At 33.8% G+C, this 15,177-nt stretch carries 11 protein-coding genes; 6 read left to right on the plus strand and 5 right to left on the minus strand.

Annotated elements, in window-relative coordinates; translation table 11 throughout:
• Positions 1-79: 79 nt before the first annotated feature.
• The 5 genes from CELLY_RS10735 to CELLY_RS10755 form a co-directional block, all read right to left on the minus strand.
• The gene (locus CELLY_RS10735) at positions 80-1,504 is read right to left on the minus strand and encodes a SusD/RagB family nutrient-binding outer membrane lipoprotein (RefSeq protein WP_013621703.1); all 1,425 of its coding nucleotides are present in this window, start codon (positions 1,502-1,504) and stop codon (positions 80-82) included.
• A gap of 11 nt (positions 1,505-1,515) precedes the next feature.
• A complete protein-coding gene (locus CELLY_RS10740; protein ID WP_013621704.1) occupies positions 1,516-4,746 on the minus strand; it encodes a SusC/RagA family TonB-linked outer membrane protein in 3,231 nt (1,076 codons plus the stop codon).
• 260 nt (positions 4,747-5,006) lie between these two features.
• Positions 5,007-5,438 carry a hypothetical protein gene (locus tag CELLY_RS10745; RefSeq protein WP_148228900.1) on the minus strand — a complete coding sequence of 144 codons (432 nt, stop codon included), beginning with the start codon at positions 5,436-5,438 and terminating at the stop codon, positions 5,007-5,009.
• Positions 5,439-5,498: 60 nt separating this feature from the next.
• Complete coding sequence (locus CELLY_RS10750) at positions 5,499-7,004, minus strand: RagB/SusD family nutrient uptake outer membrane protein (protein ID WP_013621706.1); 1,506 nt, start codon at positions 7,002-7,004, stop codon at positions 5,499-5,501.
• A gap of 11 nt (positions 7,005-7,015) precedes the next feature.
• On the minus strand, positions 7,016-10,117 hold the full coding sequence (locus tag CELLY_RS10755) for a SusC/RagA family TonB-linked outer membrane protein (protein ID WP_013621707.1): 3,102 nt from the start codon (positions 10,115-10,117) through the stop codon (positions 7,016-7,018).
• Positions 10,118-10,432: 315 nt separating this feature from the next.
• Between CELLY_RS10755 and rpsL the strand changes: the two genes are divergently transcribed.
• The 6 genes from rpsL to rplD all read left to right on the plus strand — a co-directional run bounded on the left by rpsL (position 10,433) and on the right by rplD (position 15,171).
• Positions 10,433-10,807: a 30S ribosomal protein S12 gene (gene rpsL / locus CELLY_RS10760; protein WP_013621708.1), complete on the plus strand. Its 375-nt coding sequence runs from the start codon at positions 10,433-10,435 to the stop codon at positions 10,805-10,807.
• A gap of 26 nt (positions 10,808-10,833) precedes the next feature.
• Complete coding sequence (rpsG, locus tag CELLY_RS10765; protein ID WP_013621709.1) at positions 10,834-11,310, plus strand: 30S ribosomal protein S7; 477 nt, start codon at positions 10,834-10,836, stop codon at positions 11,308-11,310.
• 5 nt (positions 11,311-11,315) lie between these two features.
• Positions 11,316-13,448 carry an elongation factor G gene (gene fusA / locus CELLY_RS10770; protein ID WP_013621710.1) on the plus strand — a complete coding sequence of 711 codons (2,133 nt, stop codon included), beginning with the start codon at positions 11,316-11,318 and terminating at the stop codon, positions 13,446-13,448.
• Positions 13,449-13,458: 10 nt separating this feature from the next.
• Positions 13,459-13,764, plus strand: coding sequence for a 30S ribosomal protein S10 (gene rpsJ, locus CELLY_RS10775; RefSeq protein WP_013621711.1), 306 nt, complete (start codon positions 13,459-13,461; stop codon positions 13,762-13,764).
• A 160-nt stretch (positions 13,765-13,924) separates the two neighbouring features.
• Positions 13,925-14,542, plus strand: coding sequence for a 50S ribosomal protein L3 (gene rplC, locus CELLY_RS10780; RefSeq protein ID WP_013621712.1), 618 nt, complete (start codon positions 13,925-13,927; stop codon positions 14,540-14,542).
• A complete protein-coding gene (gene rplD, locus CELLY_RS10785; protein WP_013621713.1) occupies positions 14,542-15,171 on the plus strand; it encodes a 50S ribosomal protein L4 in 630 nt (209 codons plus the stop codon). The genes rplC and rplD overlap by 1 nt, the downstream gene beginning before the upstream one ends.
• Positions 15,172-15,177: the final 6 nt, after the last annotated feature.

The following is a 15,177-nucleotide window of genomic DNA, read 5'->3' on the forward strand; positions in this document are numbered from 1 at the left end:
TTTTTTGGGTAAGTTTTTTAATAAAAAAAACCTGCAGGAATACCTGCAGGTTTGAAATATATTTGAAATTAAAATAATTTTAATTTACATCCCACCAAACTTTTGTTGTCATATCTCCTGGTGTAGAAGTAACTGCTTCTAGTGAAGCTGCATTTGATGTTGTTTCAGATAAAGGATATGGCATACGTACTGGAATTGTACTAATGAATGCCGCTTCTGGTGCTGTTAATTGTGGATAATCTAATCTTCTCCACTCATTCCAAGCTTCAAAACCTTTAGCATATAACGCAACCCATTTTTGAACCCCAATAGATTCTTTCCAGTTAGCAGCATCATAAGGATTATTAGTTAAGTAATCACTTATAGCTGCAGAATCATCTATACCCCAATAGTTCATAGAAGCTGTAACAGCGTTGTTGTATGCTGCTTCTGCATCTCCAGTTAATATACCTCTTTGGTAAGCTTCAGCTAATAAAAATTGTACTTCTGCATAAGACATAATTACGTGAGGTGCTGTTGCAGCTCTAACTAAATCGCTTGGTCTAGAAGTTGTAGGCTTTAATACTGTAGCGTCATTATCACTTAAGCCGTAAGGCATACCAACAATTGAACCACTAGAAGCAGGTTTAGCATATACTTCTAACCTTGGGTCACCTAGGTCTGTTAGGGTAGTAACTAAATATTCAGAAACCGCATAATCATCTCTATTATTTATGTTTACATTTCTCCATAATGGGTTAGACCTATCTGGTGCGGCATCAAAAGTAAATAAAGCATTTTCTACATTGCTTGAGATTAAATTAGAAGCTGCAGCTGTTGCATATTGTGTAGCTGTTGCTAAATCAACGTCGGATAGACGTATGGCATATTTTAGCATAAGTGAATTTGTTAACTTAATCCAGCTATCAACATTTCCGTTATAGACTACATCTCCACTGGTAAAAGAAGGAGAGCTAGTGTCAAAACTATTACTTGCTTGTTCTAAAGTTTCTAAAATCCCTAAATAAACATTTTCCTGAGAGTCATAACTTGGCAAGTTAAACTCGCTGTTAATTGCTTCAGTATAAGGAACTGCGCCAAAACCATCAGATAAGAAAGTAAATACTTGAGACGACATTACATCTAAGATATTTTTTCTGTTAGTTTTGATGTTGTCAGATACATCTTGTAATTCTACTAATTCTTTGGCGGAATTTAGTTCTTTAAGTATAGATACATACATTGTAGACCATGTACCATCAAAAGCAGTAATTGTTTGATTGTATCTACTGTCTTCAGTATATTCATTTTCTGCCCACTGTTGTGTCATTAACATACCCCATCCAGCATTAACTCCTGTTCCGGCCATACTGTTGTAGAATGTGTATTCTGCTGTTGTTAGTAGAGTAGAAGGGCTAACTATAACCGCATTGTTAGGGTCAACATTTAGTTCTTCAAGTCCATTATCACATGCGCAGAACATTGTCGCAGAAAGTAATAAGGTAAATATTTTATTTTTTTTCATGATTTAATAATTTAAAATTTAGCAGATAAATTAACACCAAATGATCTTGTTGGTGGAACCTGTGCGTTCTCCAAACCTTGTACGTTACCAGAGCCTGTAATAACTTGAGGGTCAATATATGGTACATCTGCAGAGATTATAGCTAAGTTTCTGCCAAATACACTAAGATTTACACTTGTAAAAGGAAGGTCTTTTAACACTTTAGCAGGTAAAGAATAACTTAATCTTACGTCTCTAAATTTAATAAAGCTAGCATCATAAACGTTAGGAGCAGCTCTATTCCAATATGTTTGGTAATAAGTTTGTGGATCTATTCTTGTAGTATTTACAGCTCCAGTAGATGTTACACCAGGTAAAACCATTCCGTTAGCTCTAGTGTCACTTTCGCCATTAAAGGCTACAGTTTCTGGGTGCATACCTGAGTATTTGGCCCACTGTAAAGAAGTAGAGTGTATTATACCACCTTCTTGAAAATCTATTAAACCAGACAATGTAAAGTTTTTATACGTAAAAGATGTACTTACACCTCCAACCCAGTCAGCAATTGCAGATCCTAGGTAAACTCTATCATCAGTAAATAGGTATGCTCCATCATCACCAACAACTTTGTTTCCGTTGTCATCATAAATGTAATCTTGACCGTACATAGCCATATATGGTTTTCCTTCTTGAATTCTTAAATCAGCAGCCCAAGTTCCACCCATATTAATACTTTCAACTAAAGTTTCGCCATTTTCATCTTTTAACAATTCAACCACTTCATTTTTCTGTTGAGTAAGGTTTAATCCTATATCCCATCTAAAGTTTTCTGTTTGAATTGGAGTACCATTAATTTGGAATTCAAAACCTGAATTTTTCATACTACCAGCATTCAATAATTTTGATGAATAACCTGTAGATGAAGAAGTAGGAACGTTAAAAATTTGATCTTCTGTAAGTCTATCATAGTAAGAAGCATCAATACTTAATCTACTATTAAATAATTTAACTAAAATACCAAATTCTGTTTCTGTAGTTAACTCATTAACTAAGTCAGGATTTTGCTGTGAGTTAGGAACTGTGTACATTGGGAAACTTCCAAAGTTTGGAGTTAAAGGAGAATATACATCAGATAACCTATATGGATCTGCATCATTACCCGCTTGAGCAATACTAGCTCTAAGCTTAACAAAATTTACTACGTTACTACCTTTTATGAAATCTAATTCAGATAAAGCAAAACTTATAGAAGCAGCAGGATAAAAATAGCTATTGTTCTTTTTTGGAAGTGTAGAAGACCAGTCATTTCTAGCAGATAAATCTAAGAATAACATATCTTTAAAACCAAAAGAAGTTGATCCAAATATACTATTAATTCCTTTGTTAGCCTCGTAAGTATCTGTGTTAGCAGCAGCACTAGAATTGCTAATATTGTAAAAACGATCTACTACCAAACCACCAGAAGTTGCAGCAGTTATTCTTTTTGTAAACTGTCTCATCCTGTTAGCACCCAATATACCACTAAAAGTAAAGTCTTCAGAAAAATCTTTTTGATAGTTTAATCTAACCTCAAAGTTGTTTTCTTGGAATTTTCTTTCAGTTTCAACATATTTAGAAGGATCTACTGATCTAAATGGAATACCTTCCATTAAACTAAATTGAGATATATCTGTACCAAATTGAGAAGATAAGCTTAAGTTGTCAGTTATAGCATAGCTAAAGTTAGCGTTACCAAAAACTCTATTTCTAGTATCTTCTTGCATAAAGTTATTTCTAACCCATGATGGATTATCAAAATAATTAGGAGTAGGATCAAAAGAAGTTAAGTTACCAGAAGCATCTGTAACAATTCCTTTTGGGTTCCAAGTGTATTGGTTACCTTCTGTTGTGTTTTGTTGATTTTTAATTCTCTCAACATCTAATTGTGTTTGCCACCATTGGTTAAATCCTTGTAAAGGGTTTCCGTTGCTATAACCTGTAATGTTTCTGTTTTGAGCTTCTGTTTTTATGTAGCTCATTGTTACACCAGCTTTTAATTTTTCTGTTAAATTATAAGTTGTGTTTAGGTTTACTGTATTTCTCTGTAAAGCACCATTAGGAGTTGTACCTGTTTGGTCTACATTAGAATAACCCAATCTAAATGAACCTTTTTCGTTAGCCCCACTTAATGAAACGCTATTCATTAATGTTACACCGGTATTAAAGAATGAATCATATGTGTTATCAGGGGCAACCCAAGGTCTAGTTTCTTTGTAGTTACTAGCTCCTGGATCCCAAGAATCCCAATGTCTCACATTTACATTTGGGTCAAATTTAGGACCCCAAGATCCATCTTTTCCGTAGTTGGGAGCTAAATATGCAACACCATCTTGTGTAAATTCATTAAATCCACTTGGTGTTTCATAAGATGAACCACCACCATACATTCTTTGGTGAGGTATTAAGTTTCTAACTTCATCAATAGTAATACTACTATCAAAAGTTACTCCAAGACCTTTTTTGTCAGATCCATTTTTGGTCGTAATCAATATAACACCATTTGCACCTCTAGAACCATATATAGCAGTTGCGGCAGCACCTTTTAATACAGACATAGTTTTAATACTAGAAGGGTCTATATCTGACGCAGAGTTACCGTAATCATAGTTGCCTCCACCAAAACCTCTTTCTTGGCTTGAGCTAGAAAAGCTTTGGTTACTTACTGGAACACCGTCAATTACAAATAATGGCTGGTTATTTCCTAAGAATGAGTTTGATCCTCTAATAGTTATTCTAGATGATCCACCTAAAGTAGATGAACTACCTTGGATTTGTACACCTGCAACTTTACCTTGTAAAGAGTTTACAATGTTAACTTCTTTGGCGTTATCAATACTTTCTCCTGTAACTTTTTGAACAGCATAACCAATAGCTTTTTCTTTCTTGCTTATACCAAGTCCAGTAACAATAACTTCTTGAAGGGCTTCAGCATCTTCCTGCATTTGTACGTTAATAACGTTAGAGTTACTAACAGTACGAGAAGTAGGTGTTTGACCTAAATAAGTAAATAAAAGTACTTGCCCGCTAGATGCAGAAATAGTGTATTTCCCATCAAAATCTGTTTGAGTACCTGTAGTTGTTCCTTGTACAAGGATGTTTACGCCTGGCAATGGTATACCATCTTGATCGGTAACTGTACCAGAAATCGTTTTTTGTTGTGCAAAAGTTAAGTGCACAATAAACGCTAAGAGTAGCGTTAAGATTCCTCTTTGTTTTGTTTTCATTTTTTTGAAATTTGAATTAGTCGGTTTCAAAAGTCAAAAAATAATGTTAATTAAAAAAATAATATTCACTTTATTTTAACAAATAGAGTAAATTATTAAAATAACATATGTTTTTTTAGCATGTACAATTGTATTTTTATTATTAATTAAAGATATTTTATAGATAATGTTTGTTATTTAAAAAAGCCTTTGAATTTCTTCAAAGACTTTTTTCGTTACTACTCAAATATTAAAAAATAAAATCATTTAAAAGCTGATATTTACTGGGTAATTTTTTTTATACTCAATGAGTATTTTTTTTTGTCTTTTCTACTAAAAGTTATTTTACCATTAATTAAAATTTCAGCTTTATTGTGAAAAATATATTTATTGCTATGTTTTAATACATTGTACAAATGCATTCCCATATCAATAGTATTTGCTTTTTCTGTTAATGTTTTGCCTTCAACTTTTAAGCTTGTAAAACTGTAAGAGGGTATTGAAAAATTATTTACTTTTTCAATGTTATTCTTATGTGTTACTTTTATGTCATCTATAATAATCCAGTTACCATCTTTTATTTTAAATAAGTTACTTTCAGGGTAATTTATAGATATAATGTTATTGGATTTTTTTATTGTATTATTAGTACAGCTAAAAACCAGTGATAATGTTACTAATGTTATAATAGTTTTTAGTTGTTTTTTTAACATAGCTAAAAGTTGAAAATTACGGAGCTTTTGAGTTTTTATTAACTCCGTAATCATTAATTTTTAATTTCCGTTCCAAGAGTTACTTCCATCAGCAGTTCCTTCTTGGGAACCATTAGATTCACCTCCAAAAGTATATAATTGATCTCCTGTGATTTCTAATTCTGTTCCAGGCACAGGAAACTGTAGAGGAGTTCCAGTTTGTAATAAATCGTGTCTTCTCATAAACATCCATTGAGTACCTATTGTGCTACCTAAGTCTAGTTCTATAGAATATTCATAAAACAATGCTTTTTCAATTTCTTCAGGTGTACCTCCAGTTGTTATGCCACCTTTAGTAAATCTTACAGAATTGTCTAGTATAGTTTTAGCGGCACCTGCACCAGATGCATATAATGTTGCTTCTGCTTTTATGTAGTCTAGTTCTTCTGTGTGAAATATGTCTGTAGATAAACCAGGATCTGTTCCTCTATCATTGTTAGTGAAATACCTACGATGTCTGTAGTTTGTAAATAATTCTCTACCTCTAGACTCTCTTAAGAAGCCAAACGCAGTAACATATTCAAAATATTCATCTAATCTTGGGTCAGAAGAATTTGCAGGTTCAGGTGTTACTGAAGCATCTGTTGGATAATCTTTAGGATATGTTTCATCAAATAATGAAGCAATTTTAATATCAGTAGGCAAATAACCAGCACCATCACTTAAAGTATAAGTAGACCAGTCTTGCATATTGTTAAAAAATTGATAACCGCCATCTGTAGGAGGGTTAAAATCCTCTGTAATCCCTTTGTTAACATATGTAAGTACTTTGTTATAATCCGTTGTACTAGCTTCTGCTTTAGTTCTAGGTAAGTTAATTAATATTTTAGCAGCAAAAGAATTTGCTAGCTTAATAAAAGTAGCATTGTCAATAGTATATGCATTGTGTATTTTTAACGATATACTAGAATCGCTTTGAGCTAAAGAGATAGCAGTATCTAGATTCTGAATGGCAACATCATTAAGTTCTTTGTAAGTCTTAAACTCTAAAGCGGCTAAATCTGTATCAGGATTTACTATATATGCTTTATCAAAAAGTAAAGATATGTAGCCTTGACATAAGCCTTTAACAAAGTATGCTGTTGCTAACATTTCTTGAGTTTTATCTACATCATCAACAATCATAGTATTTCCTTTAAACTCAATTAAGTCAATAACTGTGTTAGCGCTATATATGTAATTGTTTAAAGAAGACCAGTTAGACCCTACGTGTGAGCCTAAATCAGCATTTGTACTACTGTTGTTTATTTGTACTCTAGGTTGATCTGCAAAATTCCAAAAACTTAAATAAGCATTAGTCGTTGTTGTTTGATCAGCCATTAAATTCATATAAATACCTGTAAACCCTATTAAATGTGTAAAGGCATTTGTTGTAGAACCGTCTAGCAAACTTTTAACGTCGTCTGCACTTGCTAGTGCTTGAACTAGATCTGGTTGGTTCGTGTTTTCTACATCTAAATCTTCACAGCTGGTAAAAATTGCGCTGGAAATGATGCATAACGTTATTTTGTATATTAATCTTTTCATTTTTCTCTTTTTTAAAATTTAATCATAAATGTGAAAGAATAATTTCTGAAGTTAGGATAAGCAAATTCATCTAATCTAAAGTTAGTTGGGTTTTGACCTATTGCAACCTCAGGATCCCATCCTGTATAGTTTGTCCATGTAAATAAGTTTCTACCACTTATTCCGAATTTAATACTATCAATGAAATCAATATTCATTTGTTCGCCTGTTAGAGTATAGTCTAATGATATTTCTCTAATTTTTACGAAAGAACCGTCCTCTACAAAGTGATCAGTTGGATCTGATTTGTTGTATATATTTTGAGCGTAATTTTGGTTTTTGCCAGCAGCTCCAAATGTTTGTAAGTCAATATGTCTCTCGTTAAAGTATAAAAGTTGCTTAGTGTAGTTGTATATATCACCACCTTGTTGCCAATCTGTTAATACATATAATCCTAAGTTTTTATATTTAAAAGAAGATGAAAAACCTACATTGAAATCAGGGTTGGTGTCACCTATTTTTGATATTAAATCTGAATTTGAAGCTTCATCGTATAATTTTACAGGAGCTTCGTCTGCTGTACCAATTGCACTTGTTAAAACAACAAAGCCATCACTGTTTACAGAGTAATCACTTACAGTTCCTCCTTGCGTACCATTTAATACTGCTCCAGAATTATCTGTTATTAGTTGATCTGTAGATTTTGCAAAAGTTTGTCCAAACATAGTACCGTATGGTAAATTTTCTTCAACTCTAAAAATGTCAATTGCAGAGTTAGTATTTCTCGTAAATGGAGCAATACCATTTAGGTCAGTTATCTCTTGTGTTCCCTTGTCAAAATTAACTTGGAAATCCCATGAGAAATTTTTGTTCTTAATGATATTACCAGATAAAGACATTTCTATGTATTTGCTAGAAATTTCACCAATATTTTGCCATTGAGTAGAGAAACCTGCAACACCAGATAATGGTACCTGAATCATTGCATCAATAGTTTTTGTGTCTGCATAACTGGTAGAGAAAGAAAATCTGTCTAAGAAATCAATATCCAAACCTACCTCTAATTCTCTAGTTTCTGAAGGTTTTAAAAATGTATTACCTAAAGCACCAGGTACTATTGAGTTTGCATTAACAGTAAATGTTTCGTATTGAGCATTAAATGCAGGAGGTCTTTGACCAGCAGTACCATAAGCAGCTCTTAATTTGAATTCTTCTATTCCGTTAATGTCTAAATCTTGCGATAATCTATATGCTAATGATCCTCTGTAGTACATTTTATTTCTTTCATCGCTACCAAACAAAGAAGATTGATCAAACCTAACTAAACCATTAAGTATTAACTTGTCTTTATAATCCAAATCAACATTGACAAAATAGTTTTTAGCAATTTCTTTTTGGTAATAAGAAGAAACACTTCTATTGTCAATTGGAGTATTTTGTATTGTTTCAACACCTTGAGCTGCTATAAAATCGTAACCAGAAGTGTTTAAACTTTTAAATTGTCTGTTTTCAAACAAGTATTTTAAACTCGCTGCAAAATTCAAATCAGGAGAAAGTTCTGTAAAATAATTTAATTGCATTGACGAAACTAAAGTACTTGTTTTACTTTCGTTTAAAGTTATGCTACCATTGTTAAGTGTAGGACTTGGTGTAGGCGTAATAAATCCTGATTTTACTATTCCCTTGTATGAGTATATGGTTTGATCTAAACTTTGTTGTGCAGAAAAGCTAAAATTATCTGTTATGTCATAATTCAAAGAAGCTCCTAATAACATTCTTTGTCTATCAAACCCATCTCTTCTATTTTGTAACACATAAAGAGGGTTTTGGAAATTAGAACCTTGTACTTCATAACCACTAGGTACGTTAGAGTATTCGCCATCTGCTGTTTTTTCTTGTAAGTCAATAAAAGGCTCTACAACCAGGCCACTATAAAATACATTGGCACCTTGTCCTTGTTCAGTTACATTAATACCTTTTGTTTGTGCTAATGATCCGTTAAATTTAACAGTAACCTTATCAGAGGCTTTAACATCAAAGTTAGCTCTAAAGTTATTTCTTTTGTATGGGTCTAAACCTTCTATAATACCCTTTGTCTCATTTCTTTGGGCAGATAAAAAATAGTTAATATCATTTTTAGATCCACCAATCGAAACAGTATTGGTTTCAAAAGGTTGGTTAGTAAAAATATTATCAACATTGTTTATGTTGTTAGTTAGGTATGGGTTGTCAAAAACCGCATCATCATCTAGCACTCTGTTTCCAGTAGATAAATCAAAACCGAAGTTGCTAGTGTCTGGAGTTGACGGGTCATTATCCCAATCACCCATTCTAACTCCTTGTGAGTCATTTTTATATGGGTGTACAGATGATAAATCGTAATCATTAGCAATTTCAGAGAAGCCATACTCTGTTTTAACAGTTACTTGCATTTTTCCACGCCCTTTTTTAGTGATGATTTGAATAACACCATTACCAGCTAATGAACCATAAAGAGAAGATGCGGCAGCACCTTTAATAACCTCCATAGATTCGATGTTTTCAACAGCTATATCTTTAAGAGATCCATCAGTAATAATTCCATCTACTATAATTAAAGGTGATTGTGACCCAGATATAGATGTAGAACCTCTTAATCTTATTGAAGCATCAGAAGAAGGGTTTCCAGATGGACTAACGATTCTTACACCAGCAACCTTACCTCTTAGGGCATTTGCAGGATCAGCCGCAGGAACATTTTGTAAACTCTCTTCGCTTACCTTACTTAGCGCAAAACCCAGTTTTTTAGTTGATGTACCTCTGGCAACACCAGTAACAACAATTTCATCTAACGCTTCTGCATCTTCTTCCATTTGAACGTTAATGACGTTGTTTGTCCCAATAGCTCTGGTGGTTTCTTTTTGTCCAATGTAGGTGTAGATTAAAACCTGACCAACATTACCCGCTATAGTATACTCGCCATCAAATCCAGTTTGAGTTCCTATTTTAGTTCCTTTAACAAGGATGTTAACTCCTGGTAGAGGTAAACCATCTTGATCGGTTACTGTACCAGAAATCGTTTTTTGTTGTGCAAATGATAAGTGCACAATAAACGCTAATAATAGCGTTAAGATTCCTCTTTTTTTTGTCTTCATTTTTATGAGTTTTGAATTAGTCGATTTCAAAAATCTTAAATTAATGTTAATTAAAAAAATATAATTAGCTTTTTTTTAACATTCAAGCTTAATTTGAGAATTAACAAATGTTAAATAATAGTTAGCAATTGATACTTTGTTTTGCTTTTGTTGATGATATTTGAAGTTGTTTTTTTGTAAATGAATTTGATTTTGTCTAGAGTGTTTCTTGAAAAAAAATAAAATTAATGTGTAACTATTTGAATTTTAATAAATAATTACTACATTTGCCGCCCTTAAAAGAAGGGAAAAAATTTATATACATATAAATATAGTATGCCAACAATTTCACAATTAGTACGAAAAGGAAGGGTCTCAATTACTAAGAAGAGTAAATCGGCTGCTTTGGATTCGTGTCCTCAAAGAAGAGGGGTTTGTACGCGTGTTTACACAACTACTCCAAAGAAACCAAACTCTGCAATGCGTAAAGTTGCAAGGGTTAGGTTAACAAATGGAAAAGAAGTAAATGCTTACATCCCGGGTGAGGGTCACAATTTACAAGAGCACTCGATAGTATTAGTAAGAGGCGGAAGAGTAAAAGATTTACCAGGTGTTAGATATCACATCGTTAGAGGTGCTTTGGATACAGCAGGTGTTGCTGGAAGAACTCAGCGTAGGTCTAAGTATGGAGCTAAACGCCCTAAGAAGTAATTAACTAACACTTTTAAAGAGAAGAAATGAGAAAAAAACAGGCGAAAAAAAGGCCTCTTTTACCGGATCCAAAATTTAATGATCAATTAGTGACGCGTTTCGTTAATATGATGATGTGGGATGGTAAAAAATCTGTAGCCTTTAAGGTGTTCTATGATGCAATTGCAATTGTAGATGAAAAAAATACTGACGAGGAAAAGTCGGCTTTGGAATTATGGAAGGAAGCGTTATCTAATGTTATGCCTCACGTAGAAGTGCGTAGTCGTAGAGTTGGTGGTGCTACATTTCAAATACCAATGCAGATTAGACCAGATCGTAAAATATCTACAGCTATGAAGTGGTTGATTAGTTATTCTCGTAAGAGAAATGAAAAATCAATGGCTCAGAAGTTAGCTGCTGAAATCTTAGCTGCTGCTAAAGAGGAAGGCGCTGCTGTTAAAAAGAGAGTAGATACTCATAAGATGGCTGAAGCAAACAAAGCATTCTCACATTTTAGATTCTAATAGTAATGGGAAGAGATTTAAGATATACAAGGAATATAGGTATTGCAGCTCATATTGATGCTGGTAAAACAACAACAACTGAACGTATTTTATTTTATACGGGTGTTAGTCATAAAATAGGAGAAGTGCATGATGGTGCTGCTACTATGGACTGGATGGAGCAGGAGCAGGAAAGAGGTATTACAATTACTTCTGCTGCAACTACTTGTACTTGGCAGTTTCCAATGGAAAATGCAAAGCCATTGCCAGAGACTAAAGATTATCACTTTAATATTATTGATACTCCGGGCCACGTAGATTTTACTGTTGAGGTAAATAGATCTTTACGTGTTTTAGATGGTTTGGTTTTCTTATTTAGTGCTGTTGATGGTGTTGAGCCTCAGTCAGAAACTAACTGGAGATTAGCTGATAACTATAAGGTTCCGCGTATTGGTTTTGTTAATAAAATGGATCGTCAAGGTTCTAACTTCTTAAAGGTTTGTGGTCAGGTAAAAACAATGTTAGGTTCTAATGCGGTTCCTATTGTATTGCCAATTGGTGATGAGGCTGATTTTAGAGGTATTGTTGATTTAGCAAAGAATAGGGCTATTGTTTGGCATGATGAGAACTTTGGGGCAACTTTTGATGTTGTTGATATTCCTGAAGAGATGAAAGCTGAAGTGAAGCAGTATAGAGCTGCTTTAATAGAGGCTGTGGCTGAATATGATGAGGAGTTAATGGAGAAATTTTTTGAGGATGAAGATTCAATCTCAGAGGAGGAAGTTCATGCTGCTTTAAGAGCTGCTGTTATGGATAGAGCAATTATTCCTATGGTTTGTGGTTCTTCATTTAAAAATAAAGGAGTACAGTTTTTATTAGATGCTGTATGTAGATATTTACCTTCTCCGGTGGATAAGGATGATATTGTGGGTACGGATCCAGATACTGGTGAATCTGTTACGCGTAAGCCGGATGCTAAGGAGCCATTTGCTGCATTAGCGTTTAAAATTGCTACAGATCCTTTTGTTGGTCGTTTAGCCTTTTTTAGAGCTTATTCTGGTCGTTTAGATGCAGGTTCTTATATTTTAAATAATAGATCTGGAAAAAAAGAACGTATTTCTCGTATTTACCAAATGCACTCAAATAAGCAAAATGCTATTGATTATATCGAAGCAGGAGATATTGGTGCGGCTGTAGGATTTAAGGATATTAAGACTGGTGATACTATGTCTGATGAAAAAAATCCTATTGTATTGGAAAGTATGGATTTCCCAGATCCAGTAATTGGTATAGCTGTTGAGCCTAAGACTAAAGCTGATGTTGATAAGTTAGGTATGGCTTTAGGAAAGCTTGCAGAAGAAGATCCAACATTTACAGTAAGAACGGATGAGGCTTCTGGTCAAACAATTATATCTGGTATGGGTGAGCTTCACTTAGATATTATTGTTGATCGTTTAAAGCGTGAATTTAAAGTTGAGGTTAATCAAGGTGAGCCTCAGGTAGAATATAAAGAAGCGTTAACAAAAACTGCTAACCATAGAGAGACGTATAAAAAGCAATCTGGTGGTCGTGGTAAGTTTGGTGATATTGTTTTTGAAATGGGTCCTGTGGATTCTGATTTCGAAGGTGAAGGTCTTCAGTTTGTTGATGAGATTAAAGGTGGTCGTATTCCAAAAGAATTTATACCTGCTGTGCAAAAAGGATTTGAAATCGCTATGAAGAATGGTCCTTTAGCTGGTTATGAAATGGATACTATGAGAATAGTTCTAAAAGATGGATCTTTCCACCCAGTGGATTCTGATGCATTATCTTTTGAGTTAGCTGCTAAAATGGGTTATAAAGCTGCTGGTAAAGCTGCTGGTGCTGTTATAATGGAGCCTATTATGAAAATGGAGGTGTTAACTCCAGAGGAAAATATGGGTGATATTGTAGGTGACTTAAATAGAAGAAGAGGTGTAATTAGTAGTATGGATGATAGAGCTGGTTCTAAGGTTGTTAAAGCTGAAGTTCCATTATCTGAAATGTTTGGTTATGTAACTTCATTAAGAACATTATCTTCTGGTAGAGCAACATCTACAATGGAATTTTCTCACTATGCAGAAACTCCATCTAATATATCTGAAGAAGTAATAAAAGCAGCAAAAGGAGCAACCGCTTAAATTTAGTAAAATGAGTCAAAAAATTAGAATAAAATTAAAATCTTACGATCACAATTTAGTGGATAAGTCTGCTGAGAAAATTGTAAAGACGGTTAAGACTACTGGAGCGGTTATTACGGGTCCAATTCCGTTACCAACTCACAAGAAAATATTTACGGTATTGCGTTCACCGCACGTAAACAAAAAATCTAGAGAGCAATTTCAGTTAAGTTCTTATAAAAGATTATTGGATATTTATAGTTCTTCTTCTAAAACTATTGATGCTCTAATGAAGTTAGAGTTGCCAAGTGGTGTAGAGGTAGAGATTAAAGTTTAAGTATCTATGTCTGCTTCTGGATGAAGTAGATGACATGTCCTGAGCGTTTCGCGATGGAAAGACGGAAAAAATAAATTCAGGGTTGAGTTATTTTTGACCCTGTTTTTTTGTCAAAAAGTTAAGTAGTAAACAAGTAATTAATAATTAATAATTAATAAATATGTCTGGGTTAATTGGAAGAAAGATTGGCATGACCAGCATCTTTGATGAAAATGGAAAAAATATTCCATGTACAGTAATCGAAGCTGGACCATGTGTTGTTACCCAAGTCAGAACCGAAGAGGTTGACGGGTATAATGCCCTTCAGCTTGGTTTCGATGACAAGGCAGAAAAGCGTGCTAATAAGGCTCAAATGGGTCATTTTAAAAAGGCAGGTACTTCTCCTAAGAAAAAAGTCGTTGAATTCCAAGATTTTGAAGGTGAGTACAAATTAGGTGACACTGTAGGTGTTGATCAATTTGTAGAAGGTGAATTTGTAGATGTAGTTGGTACATCTAAAGGTAAAGGTTTTCAAGGTGTTGTTAAAAGACATGGCTTTGGAGGTGTTGGTCAGGCTACGCATGGTCAGCATAACAGATTAAGAGCTCCTGGTTCTATTGGTGCTGCTTCTTATCCTGCAAGAGTATTTAAGGGTATGAAGATGGCAGGTAGAATGGGTGGTGAAAGAGTCACTGTTCAAAACCTTAGAGTTTATAAAGTAGTTCCAGAAAAAAATCTTTTAGTAGTAAAAGGTTGTGTTCCTGGTCATAAAAACGCTTACGTAACTATTCAGAAGTAATGAAAGTAGCAGTTTTAGATAGTAAAGGAAAAGATACGGGTAGAAAGGTAGACCTTTCTGATTCGGTATTCGCAATAGAGCCTAATAAGCATGCTGTATATTTAGATGTTAAGCAGTATTTAGCGCATCAGAGGCAAGGAAACCACAAGTCAAAGGAAAGAGCTGAGATTGCTGGTAGTACAAGAAAAATAAAGAAGCAAAAGGGAACAGGTACTGCTCGTGCGGGTAGTATTAAGTCTCCAGTTTTTAGAGGTGGTGGTCGTATTTTTGGTCCTCGCCCTAAAGATTACAAGCAGAAATTAAATAAAAACGTTAAGCGTTTAGCGAGAAAATCTGCTTTTAGTATTAAACAAAATGAGAACGCAATTTTAGTAGTTGAAGACTTTAATTTTGATGCTCCAAAAACGAAAGAATTTACACAAGTTCTTAAGTCTTTAGGTATTGAAAATAAAAAATCTTTAATTGTGTTGGGTGATTCAAATAATAATGTATATTTGTCATCGCGCAATTTAAAGCGTTCCGAAGTTGTAATTAACTCAGAATTAAGCACTTACAAAATACTTAATGCTTCAAGTGTAGTGTTATGTGAGAGTGCATTAGAGGGAATTGTATCGAACTTAAACAAATAGAAAAGC

This window comes from Cellulophaga lytica DSM 7489, from assembly GCF_000190595.1.
In the GTDB taxonomy this organism is placed as follows: Bacteria; Bacteroidota; Bacteroidia; order Flavobacteriales; family Flavobacteriaceae; genus Cellulophaga; species Cellulophaga lytica.